21 protein-coding genes are annotated in these 26,575 nt (G+C 66.1%); 9 read left to right on the forward strand and 12 right to left on the reverse strand.

Translation table 11 applies throughout. From position 1 onward, the window contains the following. Nucleotides 1-6 precede the first annotated feature (6 nt). The 8 genes from ACSQ9I_RS15640 to ACSQ9I_RS15675 all read right to left on the reverse strand — a co-directional run bounded on the left by ACSQ9I_RS15640 (nucleotide 7) and on the right by ACSQ9I_RS15675 (nucleotide 10,674). On the reverse strand, nucleotides 7-1,479 hold the full coding sequence (locus ACSQ9I_RS15640) for a M20 family peptidase (RefSeq protein WP_436313712.1): 1,473 nt from the start codon (nucleotides 1,477-1,479) through the stop codon (nucleotides 7-9). 20 nt (nucleotides 1,480-1,499) lie between these two features. Next, on the reverse strand, nucleotides 1,500-3,602 hold the full coding sequence (locus ACSQ9I_RS15645) for a 3-hydroxyacyl-CoA dehydrogenase NAD-binding domain-containing protein (protein WP_436313713.1): 2,103 nt from the start codon (nucleotides 3,600-3,602) through the stop codon (nucleotides 1,500-1,502). 145 nt (nucleotides 3,603-3,747) lie between these two features. Continuing rightward, nucleotides 3,748-4,443: an ABC transporter ATP-binding protein gene (locus ACSQ9I_RS15650; RefSeq protein WP_436313714.1), complete on the reverse strand. Its 696-nt coding sequence runs from the start codon at nucleotides 4,441-4,443 to the stop codon at nucleotides 3,748-3,750. Between the two features lie 4 nt (nucleotides 4,444-4,447). Next, nucleotides 4,448-5,218: an ABC transporter ATP-binding protein gene (locus ACSQ9I_RS15655; protein WP_093108739.1), complete on the reverse strand. Its 771-nt coding sequence runs from the start codon at nucleotides 5,216-5,218 to the stop codon at nucleotides 4,448-4,450. Beyond that, complete coding sequence (locus tag ACSQ9I_RS15660) at nucleotides 5,215-6,576, reverse strand: branched-chain amino acid ABC transporter permease (RefSeq protein WP_093108740.1); 1,362 nt, start codon at nucleotides 6,574-6,576, stop codon at nucleotides 5,215-5,217. The genes ACSQ9I_RS15655 and ACSQ9I_RS15660 overlap by 4 nt, the downstream gene beginning before the upstream one ends. Before the next feature lie 4 nt (nucleotides 6,577-6,580). Beyond that, a complete protein-coding gene (locus ACSQ9I_RS15665; RefSeq protein ID WP_093108741.1) occupies nucleotides 6,581-7,528 on the reverse strand; it encodes a branched-chain amino acid ABC transporter permease in 948 nt (315 codons plus the stop codon). Nucleotides 7,529-7,626: 98 nt separating this feature from the next. Continuing rightward, nucleotides 7,627-8,865 (reverse strand): branched-chain amino acid ABC transporter substrate-binding protein, encoded by a 1,239-nt coding sequence (locus ACSQ9I_RS15670; RefSeq protein WP_093108742.1) that lies wholly within the window; start codon nucleotides 8,863-8,865, stop codon nucleotides 7,627-7,629. Nucleotides 8,866-9,030: 165 nt separating this feature from the next. Then, nucleotides 9,031-10,674: a 3-(methylthio)propionyl-CoA ligase gene (locus tag ACSQ9I_RS15675; RefSeq protein WP_436313715.1), complete on the reverse strand. Its 1,644-nt coding sequence runs from the start codon at nucleotides 10,672-10,674 to the stop codon at nucleotides 9,031-9,033. Between the two features lie 92 nt (nucleotides 10,675-10,766). On the opposite strand from ACSQ9I_RS15675, the gene ACSQ9I_RS15680 reads away from it, so the two are divergent. The 6 genes from ACSQ9I_RS15680 (at nucleotide 10,767) to ACSQ9I_RS15705 (ending at nucleotide 15,182) form a co-directional block, all read left to right on the forward strand. Then, nucleotides 10,767-11,477, forward strand: coding sequence for a TetR/AcrR family transcriptional regulator (locus ACSQ9I_RS15680; protein WP_093108744.1), 711 nt, complete (start codon nucleotides 10,767-10,769; stop codon nucleotides 11,475-11,477). 165 nt (nucleotides 11,478-11,642) lie between these two features. Next, complete coding sequence (locus tag ACSQ9I_RS15685) at nucleotides 11,643-13,124, forward strand: protein adenylyltransferase SelO (RefSeq protein WP_436313716.1); 1,482 nt, start codon at nucleotides 11,643-11,645, stop codon at nucleotides 13,122-13,124. Further along, nucleotides 13,121-13,537, forward strand: a complete 417-nt coding sequence (msrB, locus tag ACSQ9I_RS15690) for a peptide-methionine (R)-S-oxide reductase MsrB (protein ID WP_436313717.1) — start codon at nucleotides 13,121-13,123, stop codon at nucleotides 13,535-13,537. The genes ACSQ9I_RS15685 and msrB overlap by 4 nt, the downstream gene beginning before the upstream one ends. A 15-nt stretch (nucleotides 13,538-13,552) precedes the next feature. Continuing rightward, a complete protein-coding gene (locus ACSQ9I_RS15695) occupies nucleotides 13,553-14,092 on the forward strand; it encodes a septation protein A (protein ID WP_093108747.1) in 540 nt (179 codons plus the stop codon). After that, the gene (locus ACSQ9I_RS15700; RefSeq protein ID WP_093108748.1) at nucleotides 14,089-14,352 is read left to right on the forward strand and encodes a BolA family protein; all 264 of its coding nucleotides are present in this window, start codon (nucleotides 14,089-14,091) and stop codon (nucleotides 14,350-14,352) included. The genes ACSQ9I_RS15695 and ACSQ9I_RS15700 overlap by 4 nt, the downstream gene beginning before the upstream one ends. 47 nt (nucleotides 14,353-14,399) lie before the next feature. Then, nucleotides 14,400-15,182, forward strand: coding sequence for a peptidylprolyl isomerase (locus tag ACSQ9I_RS15705; RefSeq protein ID WP_093108749.1), 783 nt, complete (start codon nucleotides 14,400-14,402; stop codon nucleotides 15,180-15,182). Between the two features lie 65 nt (nucleotides 15,183-15,247). Here the strand turns inward: ACSQ9I_RS15705 and purL are convergent, their stop codons facing one another. Then, nucleotides 15,248-19,345, reverse strand: coding sequence for a phosphoribosylformylglycinamidine synthase (gene purL / locus ACSQ9I_RS15710; RefSeq protein ID WP_436313718.1), 4,098 nt, complete (start codon nucleotides 19,343-19,345; stop codon nucleotides 15,248-15,250). Nucleotides 19,346-19,391: 46 nt separating this feature from the next. On the opposite strand from purL, the gene map reads away from it, so the two are divergent. From map to ACSQ9I_RS15725, 3 genes are all read left to right on the forward strand, one after another. Then, nucleotides 19,392-20,216, forward strand: coding sequence for a type I methionyl aminopeptidase (gene map / locus ACSQ9I_RS15715; protein ID WP_093108751.1), 825 nt, complete (start codon nucleotides 19,392-19,394; stop codon nucleotides 20,214-20,216). A 26-nt stretch (nucleotides 20,217-20,242) separates the two neighbouring features. Then, complete coding sequence (locus ACSQ9I_RS15720) at nucleotides 20,243-22,831, forward strand: [protein-PII] uridylyltransferase (RefSeq protein ID WP_436313719.1); 2,589 nt, start codon at nucleotides 20,243-20,245, stop codon at nucleotides 22,829-22,831. 89 nt (nucleotides 22,832-22,920) lie between these two features. Further along, the gene (locus ACSQ9I_RS15725; RefSeq protein WP_436313720.1) at nucleotides 22,921-23,325 is read left to right on the forward strand and encodes a DoxX family protein; all 405 of its coding nucleotides are present in this window, start codon (nucleotides 22,921-22,923) and stop codon (nucleotides 23,323-23,325) included. A 9-nt stretch (nucleotides 23,326-23,334) separates the two neighbouring features. Here the strand turns inward: ACSQ9I_RS15725 and def are convergent, their stop codons facing one another. From def to ligA, 3 genes are all read right to left on the reverse strand, one after another. Beyond that, complete coding sequence (gene def, locus ACSQ9I_RS15730; protein ID WP_436304157.1) at nucleotides 23,335-23,874, reverse strand: peptide deformylase; 540 nt, start codon at nucleotides 23,872-23,874, stop codon at nucleotides 23,335-23,337. A gap of 34 nt (nucleotides 23,875-23,908) precedes the next feature. Continuing rightward, nucleotides 23,909-24,325, reverse strand: a complete 417-nt coding sequence (locus ACSQ9I_RS15735; RefSeq protein WP_436313721.1) for a hypothetical protein — start codon at nucleotides 24,323-24,325, stop codon at nucleotides 23,909-23,911. A 101-nt stretch (nucleotides 24,326-24,426) separates the two neighbouring features. Further along, a complete protein-coding gene (ligA, locus tag ACSQ9I_RS15740) occupies nucleotides 24,427-26,505 on the reverse strand; it encodes an NAD-dependent DNA ligase LigA (protein ID WP_436313722.1) in 2,079 nt (692 codons plus the stop codon). Nucleotides 26,506-26,575: the final 70 nt, after the last annotated feature.

A 26,575-nucleotide genomic window follows, 5' to 3' on the forward strand; every position in this document is an offset into this window, starting at 1 on the left:
TGATGCTTACTGGGGCTGCTGCACGGTGTTGCGCAACAGCTGGTGATAGAACTGGATCATCTCGACGTAGTTGGCGATCGAGATGCGCTCGTTGGTGCCGTGGAAGCGCGACAGATCTTCGCCCCGCGCGCGTACCGGCGAGAAGCGGTAGACCGCGTCGCTCACGATCGCGAAGTGGCGCGAATCGGTGGCGGCGATCATGAGGCCCGGCGCGACGATGGCATCGGGAAAGGTCTGGCGCACCGATTGCGCGATGGTCCGATAGCCCGCGCTGTCGGTGGGCGACACCGGCGAGGGCTCCGAGTTGCCCGGATACTGCTTGATCGTGATCGCATCGTTCGCGACGGTCTTGCGGATGTGCGCCTCCACCGAAGCCAGCGTGTCGCCCGGCAGCACGCGGAAGTTGACGGCCGCCTCGGCACGGCCCGGCAGCACGTTGTCCTTGTTGCCGGCGCGCACGATGGTCAGCGCGGTGGTGGTGCGCAGCATCGCATTGCTGCTCACGCCTTTCTCGAGCTGGCCCTGCACCACCGGGCCGAAGAGCCAGAGGTTGGAGAGCGCCACGCGGCCGAAGCCCTTCATCTCGGGCGCGAGCGTCGCGAACATCTCGCCCGCCACGCCGCCGATCGCGGCCGGCATCGGGTTCGCTTCGAGCTTTGCGAGCGCCGCGCTCATGCTGCCGATGGCCGTGCTGGATGGCGGCATCGACGAGTGGCCCGGCGGCGTATCGAGCGAGAGGAAGAAGGTGCCGTAGCCCTTCTCGGCCAGGCCGATCAGGGCGGCCGGCTTGTCGAGGCCCGCGAGCACGCCTTCGGTGACCAGCAGGCCCTCGTCGAGCACCCATTCGAGCCGGACGCCGCGCGACTTCAGCAGTTCCGCAATCGGCTTCGCGCCACGCAGGCCGCTGACCTCCTCGTCATCGCCCGCGACCAGATACACCGTCTGCCGCGGCTGGAAGCCGCTGGCCACCAGCATCTCGATGGCTTCCAGCTGCGCCAGCAGGTTGCCCTTGTTGTCCCAGGTGCCGCGACCCCAGACGAAGCCGTCCTTGATCTGGCCGCTGAAGGGCTCGACCTCCCAGGCCTTCTCGGTGCCCGGCGCGATCGGCACCACGTCCTGGTGCGCCATCAGCGCAACCGGCCGGGCAGCGGGGTCGCTGCCGGTCCAGGTGTAGAGCAGCGCGTTGTCGCCGACGACTTCCTTCTTCAGCGTCGCATGCAGCTTGGGAAACTGCTGCGCCAGGTAGGCATGGAGCTTCTTGAACTCCTCGCCGTTCTGCTGCCCACCTTCGAAGCTCGATACAGTGCGGATCGGGATCGCGCCCGAGAGCCGCTCGGCCACCGCCTTGGCGTCGACCGCGACCTTCTGTACCGCCGGCACCTGCAACTGCCGCGAGGGCGTGCGCCAGGTGTTGCCCGCGATGACCACCGCCAGCACAAGCAGCGCCAGCAGCAGCACGAGCAACGTCCTTTTGATCACAGCCCGTCCTCGCCGTCGCTTCAGCTGAACTGCTTGCCTTCGGCCACCAGATTCTGGATCAGCGGCGCGGGCTGCCAGAAGCCCGCGTCATCGCGCGGGTTCTTCGCAAAGCGCTTCATCGCCTCGGCCACGTTGTAGAGACCGACCTGGTTGGCATAGTGCATCGGGCCGCCGCGCCACACCGGGAAGCCGTAGCCGGTGAGGTAGACCATGTCGATGTCGCCCGACTTGGAGGCGATGCCGTCCTCGAGAATGTGCGCGCCTTCGTTCACGAGCGCATAGACCAGGCGCTGCACGATCTCTTCGTCGGAGATCTTGCGCGGCGTGATGCCTTCGTCCTTGCGGTGCTTCTCGATCAGGTCGAGCACGACCTGGCTCGGGATCGCATCGCGCTTGCCGGCCTGGTAGTCGTACCACCCCGCCCCGGTCTTCTGGCCAAAGCGGCCCAGCTCGCAGAGCTTGTCGGCCGTCTTGCTGTACTTCATGTCGGCTTGCTCGGTGGCGCGGCGCTTGCGGATCGCCCAGCCGATGTCGTTGCCCGCCAGGTCGCCCATGCGGAACGGGCCCATGGCGAAGCCGAACTTCTCGATGGCGCGGTCGACCTGCTGCGGCGTCGCGCCCTCGTCCAGCAGGAAGCCGGCCTGGCGCGAGTACTGCTCGATCATGCGGTTGCCGATGAAGCCGTCGCACACGCCGGAGACCACCGCGGTTTTCTTGATCTTCTTGGCGATCGCCATCACGGTGGCCAGTACGTCCTTGGCCGTCTCCCTGCCGCGCACCACTTCGAGCAGCTTCATCACGTTGGCCGGGCTGAAGAAGTGCATGCCGACCACGTCCTGCGGGCGCTTGGTGAAGGCGGCGATCTTGTCGACGTCGAGCGTCGAGGTGTTGGAAGCCAGGATGGCACCGGCCTTGGCGACGCGGTCCAGTTCCTTGAACACCTTCTCCTTGACGCCGAGCTCCTCGAACACGGCCTCGATGACGAGATCGGCGTCCTTCAGGTCGTTGTAGTCGAGCGTGGTGGACAGCAGCGCCATCCGCTCCTCGTACTTCTCGGCCTTGAGCTTGCCCTTTTTGACCTGCGCTTCGTAGTTCTTGCGAATGGTGGCGATGCCGCGGTCGAGCGCCTCCTGCTTCATCTCGAGGATCTTGACCGGGATGCCCGCGTTCAGGAAGTTCATCGAGATGCCGCCGCCCATGGTGCCGGCGCCGATCACGCCGACCGACTTGACGGTGCGCTGCGACGTGTCTTCCGGCACGTCGGGAATGCGCGAAGCCGCGCGCTCGGCCATGAACAGGTGGCGCAGCGCCATCGATTCGGGCGTGAACATCAGCGCGGTGAAGAGGCGACGCTCTTCGGCCATGCCGTCGTCGAACTTCATCTGCGTGGCGGCCTGCACCGCATCCACGCACTTAAGCGGCGCCGGGTAGTTCTTCGACATGCCGCCGACCATGTTGCGCGCGAACTGGAAGTAGGCGTCGCCCTGCGGATGCTTGCACGGCAGCTTGCGCACCAGCGGCAGCTCGGCGCTCTTGCCGGCCACCGACTTGGCGAACTCGACCGCTTCCTCGAACAGCGATTCCGGCGAAGCGGCCAGCTTGTCGAACAGCTTCTGGCCGGGCAGCGAGGCGAGCAGCTCGCTCTTGACGGCCTCGCCGCTCACGATCATGTTGAGCGCGGTCTCCACGCCCAGCACGCGCGGCAGGCGCTGCGTGCCGCCGGCGCCGGGCAGCAGGCCCAGCTTGACCTCGGGCAGCGCGACGCTGGTGCCGGGTGCGGCCACTCGGTAGTGGCAGCCCAGGGCCAGCTCGAGGCCGCCGCCCATGCAGACCGAATGGATGGCCGCGACGATCGGCTTGGTCGATGCCTCGAGCGCGAGGATCACGCTCAGCAGATTGGGCTCCTGCAGCGCCTTGGGCGTGCCGAACTCCTTGATGTCGGCACCGCCCGAGAAGGCCTTGCCCGCGCCGGTGATCACGATCGCCTTGACGGCCGCGTCGTCGAGCGCTTTCGAGAGGCCGTCGGTGATGCCGATGCGCGTCGAGAAACCGAGGCCATTGACCGGGGGATTGGTCAGGGTGATCACGGCGACGTCGCCGAGCACTTTGTATTCAGCCGTCATGCTGCGTTCCTTTGGGATGGGGGAGGATCGAAAAAAGGGGCCTCGCGTTAAAAAGCACGAGTGTTCTTTTTTGTTTGAAATTCTAGGCGTTTCGCGTGACCCCGCAACCGGGTATCAGTCGCTGCCGAGACAAGTTGGCTGGCGGTCAGACCTCCAGCCACTCCTTGCGGGTCGCGGCATCGGCACGCAGGCTGTCCGGCGTGCCGTCGAACACGATGCTGCCATGGCCCATGACCAGCGCGCGATCGGAGATCTGCATCGCAATCGTCAGCTTCTGCTCGATCAGCAGCACCGAGATGCCCTTGTCCTTGAGCGTGCGCAGGTACTGGCCCACCAGCTCGACGATCTTGGGCGCGAGACCCTCGGTCGGCTCGTCGATGATGATCAGGTCGGGGTCGCCCATCAGCGTGCGGCACAGCGTCAGCATCTGCTGCTCGCCGCCCGAGAGCACGCCGGCTTCGGTGTGCTGGCGCTCCTTGAGGCGCGGGAACATGCCGTACATGTCGTCGAACTGCCAGCGGCTGCCCTTCCCCTTGCCCTTCTGCCCGAGCAGCAGGTTCTGGTGTACCGTGAGCTTGGGAAAGATGTCGCGGTTCTCGGGCACGTAGCCGATGCCCATGTGCGCGATCTCGTAGGCCTTGCGGCGCAGGATGTCCTTTTCCTTCCAGTGCAGGCCGCCTTCGGCATGCACCAGGCCCATGATGGCCTTGGCCGTGGTCGAGCGGCCCGAGCCGTTGCGGCCCAGCAAGGCCACGATCTCGCCGGGACCGACCGCAAATGAAACGCCATGCAACACATGGCTCTTGCCGTAGTAGGCGTGGATGTCCTGGAGCTTGAGCATTTCTTCAGTGTCCTCCGCTCTGCGCGTCCGCGACCGAAGAGCCCAGGTACGCCTCCTGCACGCGCGCATTGGCGCGCACCGCCGCGGGCGTGTCGAAGGCGATCACCTCGCCGTAGACGACCACCGCGATCTTGTCGGCCAGGCCGAACACCACGCCCATGTCGTGCTCCACGGTGAGCAGGGTCTTGCCGATCGTCACCTGCTTGATCAGCGCGATGAAGTGCGCGGTCTCGGTCTTGCTCATGCCGGCCGTGGGCTCGTCGAGCAGGATCACGCTGGCGCCGCCGGCGATGGTGACGCCGATCTCCAGCGCCCGCTGTTCGGCATAGGTGAGGTTCACCGCATGCACGTCGCGCTTTCTTTCGAGTCCCACCTGGCGCAGCAACTCCTCGGTGCGCTCGTTCGCATCGTCGAGCTTCGACAGAAAGCGCAGGAAGGTGTAGCGGTAGCCCAGGCTCCACAGCACGCCGCAGCGCAGGTTCTCGAACACGCTGAGCTTGGGGAAGATGTTGGTGATCTGGAAGCTGCGCGAAAGGCCGCGGCGGTTGATCTCGTAGGGCCTGTGGCCGTCGATGCGCTGGCCATGCAGCAGCACCTCGCCGCTGGTCGGCTCGAGCCGGCCGCTGATGAGGTTGAAGAGCGTGGACTTGCCGGCGCCGTTGGGCCCGATGATCGCGATGCGCTCGCCGGCTTCTACCGCCAGGTCGACGCCACGGATGATCTCGGTCTTGCCGAAGTTCTTGCGCAAGGCCTTCAATTCGAGTGCGTGGGTCATGCGAGCTCCCTGCGCTTGATCTCGGCTTCGATCTCTTCCTGGATATGGCCCCAGACCTTCACGAAGCGGCGTCGCACCCATTCCACCAGCAACACACCCACGGCAAGCACGACGCCGGCCCCGATCCAGCTGGCCGCGCTGGAGACGTCGAGCTCCACGCCCATGAAGTTGAGCTTCGGGCCCAGCGCCATGTTGAGCTGCACGTGATAGATCATCTCGACCAGCGCCGCCGCGCCGACCACCATCACGGCCCCGGTCAGGATCAGGCCGCCGTAGAGACCCCACAGGCGCTTGAACTTGCCGAACTTGGCAACGCGCAGGTTCATCATGATCAGGCTGGCGATGCCGCCCGGCGCGAACATCACCATGAACAGGAACACCAGCCCCAGGTACAGCAGCCAGGCCTTGGTGAGCTCCGACAGCAGCACCGACGCCAGTACCAGCAACACGGCGCCGATGATCGGGCCGAAGAAGAAGGTGGCTCCGCCCAGGAAGGTAAACAGGAGGTAGCCGCCCGAGCGAATCGTGCTCAGGCTGTCGGATGCGTTGACGATCTCGAAATTGATGGCCGCCAGCGCGCCGCCGATGCCGGCGAAGAAACCGGCAATGATGAAGGCGAGGTAGCGCACCCATTGGGTGTCGTAGCCGATGAACTCGACGCGCTCGGGGTTGTCGCGCACCGCGTTGAGCATGCGGCCCAGCGGCGTGCCGGTGAACGCGAACATGAGCGCCGTCGAGACGAAGCAGTACGCCGCGATCAGGTAGTACACCTGGATCTGCGGCCCGAAGCTCAAGCCGAGGAAAGGCGAGCCGTAGACCCGGTTGGTCGTGACGCCACCCTCGCCGCCGAAGAAGCCCGGAAACATCAGCGACATGGCCGCGACCAACTCGCCGATGCCCAGCGTGATCATCGCGAAAGTGGTGCCGGACTTCTTGGTGGTCACATAGCCCAGCAGGATCGCGAACAGCACGCCCGCCACGCCGCCGACCAGCGGAATCGTCACCAGCGGCAGCGGCATGGCCCCCTTGGTGGCGAGATTCATCGCGTGCACCGCGACGAAGGCGCCCAGCCCCGTGTAGACGGCGTGGCCGAAGCTCAGCATGCCGCCCTGCCCGAGCAGGATGTTGTAGCTCAGGCAGATGATGATGAGATAGCCGATCTGCGACAGCATGGTGAGCGCCAGGCTGCTGCGAAACACCAGCGGCGCGATGATCAGGCTCAGGGCGAAGAGCGTCCAGATCAGCACGCGCCCGATGTTCCAGGGCTTGAAGCGGTAGTAGGCGGTCTTCCGCGTACCGGCGCCGGACACCGGCGTGTCGTCGGCACGCGCCGCGGACGTGCTTGCATGGGTCGTCATGTTTTCAGCCCTCCCGCTTGCCGAGCAGCCCCTTGGGCCGGAAGATCAGGATCAGCACCAGGAACAGGTACGGCAGGATCGGAGCGATTTGCGCGACGCTGAGCTGAAGCAGTTCGTACCCGAAGGTGCTGGGGGTCACGGTGACGCCCACGGCCTGCAGCCCGGACGCCAAGGACTCGTCGATGGCCACGGCGAAGGTCTGCAATACGCCGATCAGGAGCGATGCGAGGAAGGCCCCAGCCAATGAGCCCATCCCGCCGACCACCACCACCACGAACACGATCGACCCGACCGCCCCGGCCATGGCAGGCTCGGTGACGTAGGTGTTCCCGCCGATCACGCCGGCCAGCGCAGCCAGCGCCGCGCCTCCGCCGAACACGAGCATGAACACCCGCGGCACGTTGTGGCCCAGCGCTTCCACCGTCTCCGGATGCGTGAGCGCAGCCTGGATCACCAGGCCGATGCGGGTGCGGGTCAGCAAGAGCCAGACCGACAGCAGCATCAGCAGCGCGAGCAGCATGATGAAGGATCTCGACTTGGGAAACTGCGTCCCGAACAGGGTGAACAGCGGCCCCTGCAGTTGCTCCGGCAGCCCGTACGGCACCGTCGCACGACCCCAGACCAGCTGCACCAGCTCGAGGATCAGGTAGGACAGACCGAAAGTCACCAGCAACTCGGGCACGTGGCCGAACTTGTGAACGCGCCGCAGGCTGTAGCGCTCGAAGAGCGCGCCCAGCACGCCGACCAGCAGGGGCGCGACGACCAGGGCGGTCCAGAAGCCCAGCACACCCGAGATGGTGTAGGCGAAATAAGCACCCAGCATGTAGAAGCTGGTGTGCGCGAAGTTGAGCACGCCCATCATGCTGAAGATCAGCGTCAGGCCCGAGCTCAGCATGAACAGCAGCAGCCCGTAGCTGAGGCCGTTCAGCAAGGATATGGCGAAGAATTCCACAGTGTCGTCGTCGTCGTTGCAGCCGCGAGGGGCGAAGTCAAAAAAAGCGCCGGTGAGCGACTTCCATCACCCACCGGCGTTTCGCTGGTGTGCCGGTATTACGGTGCCGGCCGCTTCATCTCGCAAGACGTCGGCGTGCTTGCGATGTAGGGCTCGAGGTATTTCACCGGCGCGAACGTGTAGCCGGTGTTCTCCACGCTGTACTTGTACTTGGCATCGACCTTCTGCCACTTGGAGATCCAGAGTCCCTGCTGCAGCTGGTGGTCGGTCTTGCGCATCTCGGTTTCGCCGTTGAAGCCCTTGAACTTCAATCCTTCCATCGCCCCGGCGACCTTCATGGGGTCGGTGGACTTGGCCTTGGCTATGCCCTCGCCCATCATCAGGATCGCGTTGTAGATCGAGAAGGTGTAGAAGTCGTCGCCGAACTTGGTCTTGAACTCGTTCATCAAGGTGCCCAGCTCGCCGGTGTAGTTCGAGTGGTTGTAGGCGATCTGGTAGACCTCTAGTTCGCCGCCCGAAGCCAGTGCGGTCGGCGTGCCGGACACGCCGGCGTAGTAGGCGTAGATCGGCAGCTTCAGGCCCGAATCGTTCAGCGCCTTGATCAGCAGGGTCATGTCCTGCCCCCAGTTGCCGGTGACGATCGTGTCGGCGCCCGACTGCTTGATCTTGGCCACGTAGGGTGCGAAGTCCTTGACCTGGCCCAGCGGGTGCAGATCGTCGCCCACGATCTTGGCGTCGGGCCGGTTGCGCGCCATGCCTTCCTTGAAGTACTTCGAGACCTGCTGGCCATGGGAGTAGTTCTGGTTGATCAGGTAGACCTTCGAGATCTTGGGCTGATCCTTCATGAAGGAGGTGAGCGCGGCCATCTTCATCGACGTGTCGGCGTCGAGCCGGAAATGCGCAAAGCTGCACTTCTCGTTCGTGAGCACCGGGTCGACCGCGGCATAGTTCAGGTAGATGATCTCCTTGCCGGGATTGCGCTCGTTGTGCTTGGCGACGGCATCGGCGAGCGGCACGGCGACATTCGAGCCGTTGCCCTGCGTGACGTAGCGAAAGCCCTGGTCGCTGGCTGCCTTCAGGAGGTTCAGCGCTTCCTGCGGCGAACTCTTGCTGTCCATGCCGATGACCTCGAACTTGACGCCCGCCGCGTTCTTGGCGCCGCTGAGCTTCTCCGCGACCAGCTGCCAGCTCTTCAGCTGGTTCTGGCCGACGTTGGCGAACGGGCCCGAGAGCCCTTCGATCATCGCGATGCGGACGGTCTCGCCCTTCTGGGCAAGGGCGCCGGTGGCGGTGGCGGCGAGGATGGCCGCGCTGGCGATCTTCAGAGCGTATTTCATTCGATGTCTCCTGTTCTGTGCTGCAATGCGCAACGAGATTACAAGTCTTTCTGACCCCGCCCGTCAGGGAATGCCCGTAAGCGTTCCGCGGCGGGGGCGGTTTCTATCACTCATGCGACAGGACGCACTGCGCTGGTGCTACCCGCCGGTAGGATCGACGCCTTTTCAGCACCCGGGCAGCTTGTAGTCGCGCAGCTGCTCGCGCAGGCGCGTCTTCAGGATCTTGCCGGTCGCGCCGACCGGAATGGCGTCGACGAAAACCACGTCGTCGGGAACCTGCCACTTTGCCGTCTTGCCGCCGTAGAAGGCCAAGAGCTCGTCGCGCGTGAGTTCGGCGCCCGGCTTCTTCACCACGATCACGATCGGGCGCTCGTCCCATTTCGGGTGGGCCACGCCGATGCACGCCGCCATCGCGACCGCCGGATGGGCCACGGCGATGTTCTCGATGTCGATCGAACTGATCCACTCGCCGCCGGACTTGATCACGTCCTTGCTGCGGTCGGTGATCTGAAGGAAGCCGTCGGCATCGATGGTCGCCACGTCGCCGGTAGGGAACCAGCCGCGCCCCTGCTGGTCGGGCACCAGCGGGTCGCCGCCCTCGCCCTTGAAATACTCCTTGACCACCCACGGCCCCTTGACCAGCAGATCGCCGGAGGTCTTGCCGTCCCAGGGCAGATCCTTGCCGTCGCCGTCGACGATCTTCATGTCGACGCCGAAGATGGCGCGGCCCTGCTTCATGCGGATGGCCGTCTGCTGCTCGGGCGACTGCGTGAGGTGCTTGTTCTTCAGCGTGCACAAGGTGCCCAGCGGCGACATCTCGGTCATGCCCCAGGCATGCAGCACCTCGACGCCGTACTGCTGCTGGAAGGCGTTGATCATGGCCGGCGGGCAGGCCGAGCCGCCGATCACGGTACGCTTGAGCGTCGAGAACTTGAGGCCGTTGGCCTGCATATGGCCCAGCATCATCTGCCAGACGGTCGGCACACCGCCGGCAAAACTCACCTTCTCGGATTCGATCAGCTCGAACACAGACTTGCCGTCGAGCGCGGGGCCGGGAAACACCAGCTTGGCGCCGACCAGCGCGGCCGAGTACGGAATGCCCCAGGCGTTGACGTGGAACATCGGCACCACCGGCAGCACCGAATCGCGCGCCGAGATCGCCATCACGTCCGGCAAGGCGGCCGCATAAGCATGCAGCATCGTGGAGCGGTGGCTGTAGAGCGCAGCCTTCGGATTGCCGGTGGTGCCGCTCGTGTAGCACATGCTCGAGGCCGAGTTCTCGTCGAAGCTGGGCCAGGCATAGGTGTCGGAATGAGGCGCGATCCAGGCCTCGTAACTCACCAGGTTGGGGATGCCGCTGTCGGCCGGAAGCTTGTCGGCATCACATAGCGCAATCCACTTTCTGATGGTGGTGCACTTGGCATGCACGGCCTGGATCAGCGGCAGGAAAGTGAGATCGAAGCACAGGACCTGGTCTTCGGCATGGTTCGCGATCCAGGCGATCTGGTCGGGATGCAGGCGCGGATTGATGGTGTGCAGCACGCGGCCGCTGCCGCTCACGCCGTAGTAGAGCTCCAGGTGGCGGTAGCCGTTCCAGGCCAGCGTGGCGATGCGGTCGGAAAAGAGCAGTTGCTCGAGGTCCAGCGCGCTGGCGACCCGGCGCGCGCGCGCAGCGATCTGGCGCCAGGTGCTGCGGTGGATGTCGCCTTCGACGCGCCGCGAGACGATCTCGGCGTCGCCGTTGTGGCGCTCGGCGAACTCGATCAGCGACGAGATCAGCAACGGTTGGTCCTGCATCAAACCCAGCATCTGTAAGCTCCTATTCAAATAGAGTTCGAAAATTTCGCGGGCTTTGGTGCCCGCCTGATTCGAGATTCATTCAATCTTCGGCCCATCACACAATGACAGAAACCCGCAGTGCGAGACCCGGCAAGGCCGGGCATCCGAGCCCGAACACCGAAGCGCCTGCTGCCGAACCCAAGCGCGTGAAAAGCACCAAGGGAGAGCAGTCGAAAAAGCTGCTGCTGGATGCGGCGCTGGTGTCGATCGCCAAGCAAGGCATCTACTCGATCACGCATCGCTCCATCGCCGCGGAAGCCGGCGTCCCCAAGTCGCTCACCACCTACTTCTTCTCGAGCCTGCCGGACCTGCTGGAGCAGGCTTTCATCCATTTCACCGTTCTGGCGGCCGACGACAACGTCAAGCACCTGGAAGAGCTCGACGCGCTGATGGCCAGCCGCACGACGACCTGGCCCCTGTCGCCGGGCGCGCGCCGCACGCTGCACAAGCTGCTGTCGCAGCGGCTCGCCGAGTTCATTCTTCGTCAGGCGACCGAGCACCCGGTGGGCGTGGCGGTCGAGCTGAACTTCCTCTACGTCTATCGTTCGGACAAGCCGATCAGGCAGCACATCGAAGCCTATCGGGGCATGCTCTTGAACCGGCTGGCCAACCTGATCCGGCGTTTCTCCGGCCGCAACGCCGCAATCGATGCTTCGCTCATGCTCGGCATGATTCACCAGCTGCTCTTCAAGTCCACGATCACGCCCCAGGAGATCGACCGCGAGCGCGTTCATGCCGAAGTCTCGCGGATGATGGCCTTCATCCTGCTTTGACCAGGCGTCATCATCGTCTTGTCTCCAATAGGTGTTTTTCGCTGGTGGCCGCTTCCGGACACGGCGGCACTTTAGTTTCAATCAGGACACTTGTCCAGCAATTTCCGGCGCCCGCGCGATGGCCCCTGCAGCCAGGGGTTTAGGCGGGTACGGGACAATCCGCACATGAGCATGCTTGCAGACGAGGCGGACATCGTCGACCTGGGCCTCGACTGGACCCCGGGCTTTTCCGCCCTGGGCCCTGCCTTCTTCACCGAGCTCCGCCCCACTCCGCTGCCCGAACCCTATTGGGTCGGCCGCAGCACCGCGCTGGCGCGCGAACTCGGACTGGACGAAGCCTGGCTGCATTCGGCCGAAGGCCTGGCCGCCTTCACCGGCAATGTGCCGGTCGCCGGCACGCGCCCCTACGCCAGCGTCTACAGCGGCCACCAGTTCGGCGTCTGGGCCGGCCAGCTGGGCGACGGCCGCGCCATCATGCTGGGTGAAACCGAGCGCGGCTTCGAGTTGCAGCTCAAGGGTTCGGGGCGCACGCCCTACTCGCGCATGGGCGACGGCCGCGCCGTGCTGCGCTCGAGCATCCGCGAATTCCTTTGCAGCGAAGCGATGCATGCGCTAGGAATCCCGAGCACGCGCGCGCTGTGCGTGACGGGTTCGGATGCGCGCGTGCGCCGCGAGGAGCTCGAAACCGCCGCCGTCGTGACGCGCGCGTCGCCGAGCTTCATTCGCTTCGGCCACTTCGAGCATTTCGCGGCCAACCAGCGCGACGAGGAACTGCGCGCGTTGGCCGACTACGTCATCGACCGCTACTACCCCGCCTGCCGCACGACCGATCACTTCAACGGCAACGCCTATGCGGCCCTGCTCGAAGCGGTGAGCGAGCGCACGGCGGCGCTCCTGGCCCAGTGGCAGGCGGTCGGTTTCTGCCATGGCGTGATGAACACCGACAACATGAGCATCCTCGGGCTCACCATCGATTACGGACCTTTCCAGTTCCTCGACGGCTTCGATCCGCGCCACATCTGCAATCACAGCGACACTGCCGGCCGCTATGCCTTCAACCAGCAGCCCAATGTCGCGTACTGGAACCTGTTCTGCCTGGCCCAGGCGCTGCTGCCGCTGATCGGCGACCAGGAGATCGCGGTCGCCGCCCTGGAGTCGTACAAGACGGTGTTCCCGGACGCGTTCGAGGCGCGCATGCGCGCCAAGCTCGGCCTGATGGACGCCGCGCCGGCCGACCGCGCGCTGATCGAAGGCGTGCTCAAGCTGCTGGCACAGGAGAAAGTCGACTACACCATCTTCTGGCGCCGCCTGTCCGATCACATGGCCGGCGGCAGCTCCGAGGCGGTGCGCGACCTGTTCCTCGATCGCGCCGGTTTCGACACCTGGCTGCTATCCTTTGCAGAGCGCCATGCGCAGACGCCGGCGGCGCAGGCCGCGGACCTGATGCGCAAGAGCAATCCCAAGTTCGTGCTGCGGAACCACCTGGGCCAGCAGGCGATCGAATCGGCGCAGCAAAAAGACTTCTCGGGCGTCGCCACCTTGCTGAAGCTGCTCGAAACCCCATTTGAAGACCATGCCGGCCACGAGGCCTATGCCGGCTTCCCGCCCGACTGGGCTTCCACGATCGAAATCAGCTGCTCATCATGACCACACCCATTCAGAAAACCGAAGCCGAATGGAAAGCCATCCTGGCCGAAAAAGGCGCCGAGCGCGGCGCCTTCGAGGTGACGCGCCACGCCGCCACCGAGCGCCCGTTCACCGGAAAGTACGAGGCGCACTGGGAAGACGGCAGTTACCACTGCATCTGCTGCGGCGCCAAGCTGTTCGAATCCGCCACCAAGTTCGACGCCGGCTGCGGCTGGCCCAGCTTCTCTCAGGAAGCGGTGCCGGGCGCCATCAAGAACATCGTCGACCGTTCGCACGGCATGGTTCGCACCGAAAATGTGTGCGCCAATTGCGGCGCCCACCTGGGCCACGTGTTTCCCGACGGCCCCACCGAAACCGGCCTGCGCTACTGCATGAACTCGGCCTCGCTGGACTTCCACAAGCGCGACGCGTGACGCAGACGAAACAACATGAAACTGCTTCTCGATTTCTTCCCGATCCTGCTGTTCTTCGGCGCGTTCAAGCTCTACGACATCTACACCGCCACCGGCGTGCTGATGGCGGCCACCGTGCTGCAGACGGGCATCGTCTGGTTCAACGAGCGCCGCCTGGCGCCGATGCAGAAGGCCACGCTGGTGCTGATCCTGCTGTTCGGCTCGCTCACGCTGCTCCTGCACGACGACCGCTTCATCAAGTGGAAGCCGACGGTGCTCTACGGCGCGATGGCCCTGGCGCTTGCCGTCGCGCTCTGGATCTTCAAGAAGAACTTTCTCAAGATGCTGCTCGGCGCGCAGCTGGAACTGCCGACGCAGATCTGGGGCCGGCTCAACATCGCATGGATCGCCTACTGCGTGTTCATGGCCGCGATCAACGGCTATGTGGCTGCGTCTTTCAGCACCGAGGCCTGGGTCAATTTCAAGCTCTGGGGCTATGCCTTCCCGATCGTTTTCCTGGTGGCGCAAGGGCTCTACATCTCGCCCTACCTCAAGTCCGACAAGCCTGCGGCATGAGCCTTCCGACCTCTGCGGACCTCGAGGCCCGCCTGCGTAACACCTTGCAACCCACGCTGCTCGAGGTGATCGACGAAAGCGCCGCACATGCCGGCCATGCGGGTGCCGGCGCCGAAGGCTACGGCACCCATTTCCGCGTGCGCATCGCCTCGCCCCTCTTCGCCGGAAAAGCCCGCGTGGCGCGCCATCGGCTTGTGTATGATGCGCTGCAAGTTTTCATCGCACAGGGCCTTCACGCCATCGCCATCGAGACGCTTTGAAGCGCTTTGATTCCCGCCCGCCCGGGCGGCAAAAGTACCCTCCCCTTATGAAGAAACAACTCCTGCAGGCCGTCGCAGCCGCTGCCCTTCTGGGCGCCATTCCCGCCGCATTCGCCCAGAACGCGGCCATCGTCAACGGCAAGCCGGTGCCCAAGGCGCGCATGGACGTGCTGGCCCAGCAACTCGCGGCCGCCGGCCGTCCGGTCACGCCGGAAATGCAGGGCCAGCTGCGCGAAGAAGTGGTGGCCCGCGAGATCTTCATGCAGGAAGCGCAGAAGCAGGGCCTGGACGCCACCGACGACTACAAGAACCAGCTCGAACTCGCGCGCCAGGCCATCCTGATTCGCCAGCTGTTCGAAAACTATCGCAAGACCAACGCGGTGTCGGACGCCGACGTGCAGGCCGAGTACGACAAGTTCGTCGCGGCCAACGGCGGCAAGGAATACAAGGCCCGCCACATCCTGGTCGAGAAGGAAGAGCAGGCGCAGAAGATCCTGGCCGACCTCAAGAAGGGCCAGAAGTTCGAGGACATCGCCAAGAAGCAGAGCAAGGACCCGGGATCGGGCGCCAACGGCGGCGATCTCGACTGGGCCGCGCCGGCGAGCTTCGTGCCCGAGTTCTCGGAAGCGATGATCAAGCTCAAGAAGGGCGAGACCACGTCGGCCCCGGTCAAGTCGCAGTTCGGCTATCACATCATCCGTGTCGACGACATCCGCCAGGCCCAGCTGCCGAAGATCGAAGAGGTCAAGCCGCAGATCGTGCAGCAGCTGCAGCAGCAGCGTTTGCAGAAGTACCAGGAAGAACTGCGCGCCAAGGCAAAGGTCGAGTAACACCGGCCCGCGTGCTCCAACGAAAAAGCGGCCCGCGGGCCGCTTTTTTCATGGCGTCGGCGTCCTCAGCCAACCCATTTACGGGCATTGCGCCAGATGCGCATCCAGGGGCTCAGCGCACTCTTGTCACCCGAAGTCCAGCTCATCTGGATGTTGCGGAACACGCGTTCCGGATGCGGCATCAGCGCGGTGAAGCGGCCGTCGGCGGTGGTCACCGAGGTCAGCCCGCCGGCGCTGCCGTTGGGATTGAAGGGATAGCGCTCGGTCGGCTGGCCGTGGTTGTCGACGAAGCGCATCGCGACGATGGCGCGGGCGGCATCGCCGCGATGCTTGAAGTTGGCATAGCCCTCGCCATGCGCGACCGCGATCGGCAGCCGGCTGCCGGCCATGCCGGCGAAGAACAGGCTCGGCGATTCGAGCACCTCGACCATCGACAAGCGCGCCTCGAAACGCTCGCTCTGGTTGGTGGTGAAGCGCGGCCAGGCTTCCGCGCCCGGGATGATGTCGGCCAGCTCGGCGAACATCTGGCAGCCGTTGCACACGCCGAGGCCGAAGGTATCGCCGCGCCCGAAGAAGCTCTTGAACTGCTCGGCCAGCTTCGGGTTGAAGGTGATGCTGCGCGCCCAGCCGATGCCTGCCCCCAGCGTGTCGCCGTAGCTGAAGCCGCCGCAGGCCACCACGCCCTTGAAGTCGGCCAGGTCTGCCCTGCCCGCCTGCAGGTCGGTCATGTGGACGTCGAAGGGCTCGAAGCCGGCCTCGTTGAAGGCGTAGGCCATCTCGACATGCGAGTTGACGCCCTGCTCGCGCAGGATCGCGACCCTGGGACGCGCCAGGTTCAGGAAGGGCGCGGCCACGTTCTCTTCGGCGCCCGGCGCCAGCAGCACATGGGCGCCCGGGTCCTGCGGCTCGCCGGCGGCCGCATGCTCGGCATCGGCGCAGGCCGGGTTGTCGCGCTCGCGGCAGATCTTCCAGCTGACGGCGTCCCACACCTGGTGCAGGTCGTGCAGGCTGGCGCTGAAGACGGCCTTGGCATCGCGCCAGACCTCGAGCTTGCCCTTGCCCGCGTCCATGGTCGAAGCGGCGGGTCGGGTCTTGCCGACGAAGTGGCTGTGGGCGCTGAGGCCGTGCGCACGCAAGGTCTGCATGACCTCGTTGCGCTCGGCGGTGCGCACCTGCAGCAGCATGCCGAGCTCTTCGTTGAAGAGCGCCTTGAGCGTGAGCTCTTCGCGCCGCGCGCTGACCTGGCCGGCCCAGTTCTTGGCATCACCGTACTCGGCACGGCTGTCGCTGATGCCGTCGCCCTCGGTCACGAGCAGGTCGACGTTGAGCGCCACACCCACATGGCCGGCAAAGGCCATCTCGCAGGCCGCGGCGAACAGGCCGCCGTCGCTGCGGTCGTGCATCGCGAGGATCTTGCCCTCGGCGCGCAGCGCGTTCACGGCCGCCACCAGCTTGACCAGGTCTTGCGGATCGTCGAGATCGGGCACCGTGTCGCCGCTCTGCGCCAGCGTCTGCGCCAGGATGCTGCCGGCCATGCGCTGCTTGCCGCGGCCGAGGTCGATCAAGACCAGCGTGGTGTCGGGCTCGGTGGCGTCGAGCTGCGGCGTGAGCGTGCCGCGCATGTCGGCCAGCGTGGCGAAGGCGCTCACGATCAGGCTCACGGGCGAAGTCACCTTTTTCGGCACACCGTCGTCCTGCCACTGGGTGCGCATCGACAGCGAATCCTTGCCGACCGGGATCGAGACGCCGAGCGCCGGGCACAGTTCGAGGCCCACCGCCTTGACGGTTTCGTACAGCGCCACGTCCTCCCCGGGCTCGCCGCAGGCCGCCATCCAGTTGGCGGAAAGCTTGACGCGCGACAGCTCGATCGGCGCGGCCAGCAGGTTGGTAATGGCCTCCCCGACCGCCATGCGGCCCGAGGCCGGCGCGTCGATGGCCGCGAGCGGCGTGCGCTCGCCCATGCTCATGGCCTCGCCGGCGAAGCCCTGGTAATCGGCCAGGGTCACGGCGCAGTCGGCCACCGGCACCTGCCAGGGGCCGACCATCTGGTCGCGGTGGCTCAGGCCGCCGACGGTGCGGTCGCCGATGGTGACGAGGAAGCGCTTCGAAGCCACCGTGGGGTGCGACAACACATCGATGGCGGCCTTCTGCAGCTCGACACCGTTGAGGTCGAGCGGTTTGAAGCGGCGCGCGACCGACTTGACGTCGCGCAGCATCTTGGGCGGCTTGCCCAGAAGCACGTCCATGGGCATGTCGACGGGTTGCGCCTCGACGGATTCGTCGGCGACCAGCAGCTGCCTTTCTTCCGTCGCCACACCCACCACCGCGAAGGGGCAGCGCTCCCGTTCGCAGAACGCGCGGAACTGCACGAGCGATTCCGGTGCGATTGCCAGCACATAGCGCTCCTGGCTCTCGTTACACCAGATTTCCTTGGGCGCCATGCCCGACTCCTCGAGCGGCACCGCATGCAGGTCGAAGCGCGCGCCGCGGCCCGCATCGTTGGTGAGCTCGGGGAAGGCATTGCTCAGGCCGCCCGCGCCCACATCATGGATCGCGAGGATCGGGTTCGCGGCGCCCTGCTGCCAGCAATGGTTGATGACTTCCTGCGCGCGGCGCTCGATCTCCGGGTTGCCGCGCTGCACCGAGTCGAAGTCCAGCTCGGCCGCGTTGGCGCCGGTAGCCATCGAACTCGCCGCGCTGCCGCCCATGCCGATGCGCATGCCGGGGCCGCCGAGCTGGATCAGCAGCGAGCCCGCGGGGAACGGGATCTTCTTCGTCTGCGTCGCGTCGATGCTGCCGAGGCCGCCCGCGATCATGATCGGCTTGTGGTAGCCGCGCTGCACGGTGTCAGCGTCGCTCTCGATCGCCTGCTCGTACTCGCGGAAGTAGCCCAGGAGGTTGGGTCGGCCGAACTCGTTGTTGAAGGCGGCGCCGCCCAGCGGGCCCTCGGTCATGATCTGCAGCGGGCTTGCGATGTGCGCCGGCTTGCCGTAGCTGCCCTCTTCGGGCCAGAGCTTCGACACCGTGAAGCCGGTCAGCCCGGCCTTGGGCTTGGAGCCGCGGCCTGTCGCGCCCTCGTCGCGGATCTCGCCGCCGGCGCCGGTCGAGGCGCCCGGAAAGGGCGAGATCGCGGTCGGATGGTTGTGCGTCTCGACCTTCATCAACACGTGGCTCTGGGCGCTTTGCTTCTGATAGCTGCCCGAGGCCGAGCCGGCGACGAAGCGCTCGACCTGCGTGCCTTCCATGATCGACGCGTTGTCGGCGTAAGCCACCACCGTGTGCTGCGGGTTCTGGCGCTCGGTGTGGCGAATCATCGAGAACAGGCTCTGCGGCTGCGCCACGCCGTCGACGATGAAGTCGGCATTGAAGATCTTGTGGCGGCAGTGCTCGCTGTTGGCCTGCGCGAACATCATGAGTTCGACGTCGCTCGGATTGCGGCCGAGCCGGGTGAAGGCCTCGACCAGGTAATCGATCTCGTCCTCGGCCAGCGCGAGGCCGAACTGCGTGTTGGCCGCGACGAGCGCGGCGCGGCCGCCCACCTGCACGTCGACGTGCGCCATCGGCTGGGCCGGCAGCTCGGCGAACAGGCTGGCGGCCTGGTCGAGCTCGGCCAGCACCGATTCGGTCATGCGGTCGTGCAGAAGTGCGGCAACCGCGGCGAGCTTGTCGCCTTCCAGCGTGGGTGCCTTGCCCAGCAGCGGCGCCTTCAGCGCCAGGTGGTACTGGATCACGCGCTCGACCCGACGCAGCGCCAGGCCGCAGTTGTGGGCGATGTCGGTCGCCTTGGAGGCCCAGGGCGACACGGTGCCCAGGCGCGGCGTGACGACGACGCTCGGCCCGGCCTTGGGAGGCGCCATGAAGGGTTCGCCATAGCCCAGCAGCGCGGCGAAGCGGTCGCGCTCGGCGTGTTCGAGTGCCGCATCCGTCACGACCAGGTGCACGAAACGGGCGGAAATGCCTTCGATGCGCGGCTCGACGGACGAAAGGCGGGGCAGCAGCTGCCGCGCCCTGAATTCGCTGAGTGCGCTGCCGCCCTCGAAGAAGGTCACCACCGGGGCGACGGGATGGGAAGGCGGGTTCACGGGCAACGTCACGGTCGGATCGGCCGGGCGGCCGCGTTTGAGAATCAAGAGAAGGAGGCGGCGGCCGCTGACTGGGGCCATCCGCGCCAACCCTGAATTTTAGCGGGGTGAATGGGATAATTCCGGGATGAGCATTACCTACAAAGACGCCGAGGGCGTGGCCGGCATGCGCGTGGCGTGCCGCCTCGCCTCCGAGGTGCTGGACTACCTGACCCCGCACGTCAAACCCGGCGTGACCACCAACGAGATCGACAAGCTCGCGCACGACTACATCACGCAGGTCCAGGGCGGGATTCCGGCCCCGCTGAACTACATGGGCGCGAGCAGCGTGCCCTACCCCAAGTCCATCTGCACCTCGGTCAACCACGTGGTGTGCCATGGCATCCCGAACGACAAGCCGCTGAAGAAGGGCGACATCGTCAACTGCGACATCACTGTCATCAAGGACGGCTGGCACGGCGACACCAGCCGCATGTTCGTGGTCGGCGACGCCTCGATCGCAGCCAAGCGGCTGTGCGCCTTCACCTACGACGCGATGTGGCACGGCATTGTCAAGGTGAAGCCTGGCGTGCACCTGGGCGACATCGGCTGGGCGATCCAGCGCTTCGCCGAAAGCAACGGTTTCTCGGTGGTGCGCGAGTTCTGCGGCCACGGCATCGGCCGTGGCTTCCATGAAGAGCCGCAGGTGCTGCACTACGGCAAGCCCGGCACGCTGGACGAGCTCAAGCCCGGCATGACCTTCACCATCGAACCGATGATCAACGCCGGCAAGCGCGACATCAAGGAAGACGCCCGCGGCGGCCAGTACGACGGCTGGACCATCGTCACGCGCGACCACTCGCTGTCGGCACAGTGGGAGCACACCGTGCTGGTCACCGAGACCGGTTACGAGGTGCTCACGCTCTCGGCCGGCAGCCCGCCGCCTCCTGCTTTCGTCAACGCCGCGGCTTGACGCCGGCCCGGCCTCTGAGGGCTGCCATGGTGGACATTCCATCGTTGCGCGACGCCTACCGCACGCACAAGCTGGCGCTGTTCGACCAGCTGCGCTGCGCGCGCGCGCCCACGCGCAGCGTCCACACCGTGCTGCGCCAGTTGGCCGCCCTGGCCGACGAGGCGCTCAATGCGCTGTGGGCCGATGCCGGCTTCGGCAGCCAGTTCGCGCTGGTCGCGGTCGGCGGCTTCGGCCGGGGCGAGCTGTTCCCCTATTCCGACGTCGACGTGCTGCTGCTGCTGCCGCAGGACCACGCGATGGCCATCGAGGCGGCGCGGATCGAGGCCTTCATCGGCCAGTGCTGGGACACCGGGCTCGAGATCGGCTCCAGCGTGCGCACGGTCGACGAGTGCCTGGCCGAGGCCGCGAAGGATGTCACGGTCCAGACCTCGCTGCTCGAATCCCGCCTCATCGCCGGCGACAAGAAGCTGTATGCGGGCTTCCGGAAGCGCTTCGTCGCCGCCATCGACCCGCAGGCCTTCTTCGCCGCCAAGTCGCAGGAGATGCGGCATCGCCACCAGAAGTTCGACAACACGCCCTACGCGCTCGAGCCCAACTGCAAGGAATCGCCCGGCGGCCTGCGGGATCTGCAGACCATCCTCTGGATGACCAAGGCCGCCGGCTTCGGCAAGCGCTGGGACGACTTGGCGAAGAACGGCCTGGCCACGGCCTTCGAGGTGCAGCAGATCAAGCGCAACGAGGCGCTCCTGAGCCTGATCCGCGCGCGCCTGCACGTGACCGCCAACCGGCGCGAGGACCGGCTGGTGTTCGACCTGCAGACCGCCGTCGCCGCCACCTTCGGCTACGTCGGCGAGTCGCAGCGCAAGTCCAGCGAGGCGCTGATGCGCCGCTACTACTGGGCGGCCAAGGCGGTCACGCAGCTCAACCAGATCCTCCTGCTCAACATCGCCGAGCGGCTGCAGCCGCAGGCCGAAGAGGCGACGCGGATCAACGAGCGCTTCTTCGAGCGGGCCGGGCTGATCGAGGTGGCGAGCGACGACCTGTACCTCAAGGACCCGCACGCGATCCTCGAGACCTTCCTGCTCTACCAGAAGACCATCGGCGTCAACGGCGTTTCGGCCCGCACGCTGCGCGCGCTCTACAACGCGCGCCACGTGATGGACAGCAAGTTCCGCAACGACCGCGTGAACCACGTGACCTTCATGCGCATGCTGCTGGAGCCGCGCGGCATCACGCACGCGTTCAGGCTCATGAACCAGACCTCGGTGCTGGGGCGCTACCTGCGCGTGTTCCGCAGCATCGTCGGGCAGATGCAGCACGACCTGTTCCACGTCTACACGGTCGACCAGCACATCCTGATGGTGCTGCGCAACGTGCGGCGCTTCTTCATCGTCGAGCATGCGCACGAATACCCGTTCTGCTCGCAGCTTGCGGCCGGCTGGGACAAGCCCTGGATCCTGTATGTCGCGGCCCTGTTCCACGACATCGCCAAGGGGCGCGGCGGCGACCATTCGGAGCTGGGCGCGCGCGACGTGCGCCGCTTCTGCCGCCAGCACGAGATCGCGCGCGAGGACGCCAAGCTGATCGAATTCCTGGTGGCCGAGCACCTGGTGATGAGCCAGGTCGCGCAGAAGCAGGACCTGAGCGATCCGAAGGTGATCGGCGACTTCGCCAAGCGCGTCGGCAACGAACGCTACCTGACCGCCCTCTACCTGCTCACCATCGCCGACATCCGCGGCACCTCGCCGCGCGTGTGGAACGCCTGGAAAGGCAAGCTGCTCGAGGACCTCTACCGCTCGACGCTGCGCGCGCTGGGCGGCCGCATGCCCGACCCCGGCGCCGAGGTCGAGGCGCGCAAGCGCGAGGCGCTGGTGCAGCTCGCGCTGCATGCGCAGCCTTTCGAGGCGCACAAGGCGCTGTGGGAGACGCTCGACGTCGGCTACTTCATGCGGCACGACGCATCCGAGATCGCCTGGCACACCATGCAGTTGTCGCGCCATGTGCCGCACAAGGACGTGCCGGTCGACCCGCAAACGCCGGCCGTCGTTCGCGCGCGGCTCTCGCCGGTGGGCGAGGGATTGCAGGTGGTGGCGTACACCCCCGACCAGCCGGACCTGTTCGCGCGCATCTGCGGCTACTTCGACCAGTCTTCCTTCAGCATCCTCGACGCCAAGGTGCACACCGCCACCAACGGCTACGGGCTCGACACCTTCCAGGTTGTCACCACCTTCATCCCCGAGCACTATCGCGACCTGATCAACATGGTGGAGACCGGCCTGGCCAAGACGCTCGACGAGGCCGGCCCCTTGCCCCCGCCGAGCAAGGGCCGCGTATCGCGCCGGGTGCGCAGCTTCCCGATCAAGCCGCGCATCAGCCTGCTGCCCGACGACAAGGCGCAGCGCTGGCTGCTCAGCATCTCGGCCAGCGATCGCGCGGGCCTCTTGTATTCGGTGGCGCGCGTGCTGGCACGCCATCACCTGAACTTGCAGCTGGCCAAGGTCACGACCTTGGGCGAGCGCGTGGAAGACACCTTCCTGATCAGCGGCTCGGAACTGCAGGGACAGCGGGCGCAACTCGCGATCGAAACCGAGTTGCTCGAAGCGCTCGCAGCCTGAGCGGGCCGCGCAAACCCGCCGCCGAGCGGCGCCGGGACGAATTTATCCACCACAATCGCCCTGTTTTTTAACAACAGAAAGGCTTCGACATGATCCGTTCCGACGACACCGGCAAACTCGTTCTGCGCCTGGCACTTGGCATCCTGATCCTGCTCCACGGCATCGCCAAGATCAACGGCGGAGTAGGCTTCCTGTCCAACACGCTGGCCTCGCACGGTTTGCCGGGCGCACTGGCGTATCTGATCTACATCGGCGAGATCGTTGCGCCGGTGCTGCTGATCATCGGCCTGTACACGCGTCCCGCGGCATGGATCGTTGTCATCAACATGCTGGTGGCGATCTGGCTGGTGCACATGAAGGAGCTCGGCTTGCTCAACAAGCAAGGCGGCTGGGCGCTCGAACTGCAGGGCATGTACCTGTTCGGCGCGCTGGCAGTCGCCTTCCTGGGCGCCGGCCGCTTCAGCATCGGCGGCACAGGCGGCAAGTACAACTGAACCCGGACGTCAATCGTCCTCGGCCGCATCGAGGCCTGGAAACAGGACCTCGGTGTAGCCGAAGCGCGAGAAATCGCGCACCCGCATCGGATAGAGCTTGCCCAGCAGGTGATCCACCTCGTGCTGCACCACGCGGGCGTGGAAGCCGCTCACCGTGCGATCGACGGGATCGCCGTAGGGGTCGAAGCCGGTGTAGCGGATGGTGGCGAAACGCGGTACCACGCCGCGCAGGCCCGGCACCGACAGGCAGCCTTCCCAGCCCTCCTCTTCCTCGTCGCCGACCGGCGTGATGACGGGGTTGACGAGCACCGTGCGCGGCACGATTGGCGCGTCCGGATAGCGCGGATTGATGGTGTCGGTGCCGAAGATCACCAACTGCTGATCGACGCCGATCTGCGGCGCCGCGAGGCCGGCGCCGTTGACGGCGTGCATGGTCTCGAACATGTCGCGCACCAGCAGGTGCAGTTCGTCGGTGTCGAATGCGGCGACCGGCTGCGCGATGCGCAGCAGCCTCGGGTCACCCATCTTGAGAATCTCGCGTACCGTCATGAGGCAATTATCGCCACCGCGGCCGCGGATGAGCTCAGGGCGGCGTCTGGTTGCGGGAATCCGGCGAGGTCAGCATCTGATTGATTTCGCGCGGCGAACGGCCTGGTGGAACCGGGACGATGTTGCCGGCCACGCCACCGCTGGGCCGCGCACCCGCGCCAGGCCGCGGGCCGACCCCTGGACGCGGAACCGGGACCGGGACCGGATGCGCATAGCCGTGGCGCGGTCCGTGGTCGTAGTAGCCGGGACGGCCATAGTAGTAGGAGGGATAGCGAGGCCGCGAATAGTAGCTGCCGTCGATGTACACGTTCGGCTGAACGACGGCCGGGCCCGGATCCACGTAGTAGGGTTCGGAATAGCCGTAGGAGCCCGCCGGGTAAGCGACGCAGCCGCCGAGCAGGGCCACTCCGCCGAGGGCGAGGCAAGTTCCGAGTAGACGAATTCTGTTCATGATGGACTCCTGGTCGGCACCCTTGTTCAACGTTCGGTTGTAGGCCTTGTTGACTGCGTTTGTATGAAGTCGCGTAACGCCCGGTAAAGCAGCCGGCCCGGTCACAGGCCATTCTCCAGAATTTCGAGCAGTCGCGCCTCGTCGATCACGGCCACACCCAGCTCGAGCGCCTTGTCGAGCTTGCTGCCGGCCTCCGCGCCGGCGACGAGGTAATCGGTCTTCTTGCTGACGGACCCGGCCACCTTGGCGCCGGCCGTCTCCAGTTTGTCCTTCGCTTCGTCGCGGCTGAGCGTAGGAAGCGTGCCAGTGATCACGAAGGTCTTGCCCGCGAGAGGTTTGGGCGCGCGCGCGGCCGGCTCGCCCTCTTCCCAGCTCAGGCCGCAGGCGCGCAGCTGTTCGACCACTTCGCGGTTGTGCGGCTGGTCGAAGAAGGTGCGCAGGCTCTTCGCGACCACGGGCCCCACGTCGTTGACTTCCAGCAGCTGTTCCTCGGTCGCGTCCATGATCGCATCCAGCTTGCCGAAGTGCTTGGCCAGGTCCTTGGCCGTGCTTTCGCCGATGTGCCGGATGCCGAGGCCGAACAGGAAGCGCGGCAGCGTGGTCTTCTTCGACGCCTCCAGCGCATCGACGAGGTTCTTCGCCGACTTGTCGGCCATGCGATCCAGGCCGGCCAGCGTGGTGAAGCCGAGCTTGTAGAGATCGGGCAGCGTGCGGATCAGGTTGGCGTCCACCAGCTGCTCGACCAGCTTGTCGCCCAGGCCTTCGATGTCGAGCGCGCGCCGCGCCGCGAAATGCAGGATCGCCTCCTTGCGCTGCGCAGCGCAGAAGAGGCCGCCGGTGCAGCGGTAGTCGACCTCGCCCTCCTCGCGCAGCGCGTCGGAGCCGCAGACCGGGCACTTGCGAGGCATGGTGAACACGGGCCCGCGCTGTTCCGCCGGCCGGGCCGCGCTCTCGGGCAGCACGCCGACCACCTCGGGAATCACGTCGCCGGCGCGCCGCACGATGACGGTGTCGCCCACTCGCACGTCCTTGCGCCGCGCCTCGTCCTCGTTGTGCAAGGTCGCATTCGTCACGGTGACACCGCCCACGAACACAGGCGCCAGCTTGGCCACCGGCGTGAGCTTGCCGGTGCGGCCGACCTGCACCTCGATGCCGAGCACCTCGGTCAATTGCTCCTGCGCCGGGTACTTGTGCGCGACGGCCCAGCGCGGCTCGCGCGAGACGAAGCCGAGCCGCCGCTGCAGCTCGAGGCTGTCGACCTTGTAGACCACGCCGTCGATGTCGTAGGGCAGCGCGTCACGCTGGCGGGCGATGGTCTCGTGGAAGGCGATCAGCTCGATGGCGCCGCGGGCGCGCTGCGTCTGCGCGCCGATGGGAAAACCCCAGGCGTGGAACTGCTGCAGCCAGTCGAACTGCGTCGCGCAGTCGGGCCCGCCCTGCTCGGGCGAAGAGACCTCGCCGAGACCATAGGCAAAAAAGCTCAGCGGCCGGCTTGCCGCGATCGCCGGATCCAGCTGGCGCACGGCGCCGGCCGCGGCATTGCGCGGATTCACGAACACCTTCTCGTTTTTCTGGCCAGCGGCGATCTTCTCGCGCTGGCGTTCGTTGAGCGCCTCGAAATCGTCGCGCCGCATGTAGACCTCGCCGCGCACCTCCACCACCGGCGGGGCATCGCCATGCAGGCGCAGCGGAATCTGCTGTACCGTGCGGATGCTCTGCGTGACGTCCTCGCCGATCTCGCCGTCGCCGCGCGTCGCCGCCTGCACCAGCACGCCTTGCTCGTAGCGCAGGTTGACGGCCAGCCCGTCGAACTTGAGTTCGCAGACGTACTCGACCTGCGGCCCGTCCTCGGCCAGGCCGAGTTCCTTGCGCACGCGCGCATCGAAGGCGCTGGCGCCGCCCGGCGTGATGTCGGTCTCGGTGCGGATCGACAGCATCGGCACCTTGTGGCGGACCTTGGCGAAGCCCTCGAGCACCTTGCCGCCGACGCGCTGCGTCGGCGAATCGGGCGTGCGCAGCTCGGGATGCTCGGCTTCCAGCGCCTGCAGGCGCTGGAACAGCTTGTCGTACTCGGCGTCCGGCAACTCGGGCGCGTCGAGCACGTAGTAGAGGTGGGCGTGGCGGCGCAGCTGCTCGCCCAGTGCAGCGGCTTCGCGAGCCGCGTCTTCGCGCGTGGTCACAGCTCACCCCCAGGCTTGCCCACTTCGTGTGGCCGCCCACCCCCTCGCCGGGGGCAATACCAGCGGCCCG

The sequence above is a fragment of the Variovorax sp. LjRoot84 genome (genome assembly GCF_964254305.1).
Taxonomy (GTDB): domain Bacteria; phylum Pseudomonadota; class Gammaproteobacteria; order Burkholderiales; family Burkholderiaceae_C; genus Variovorax.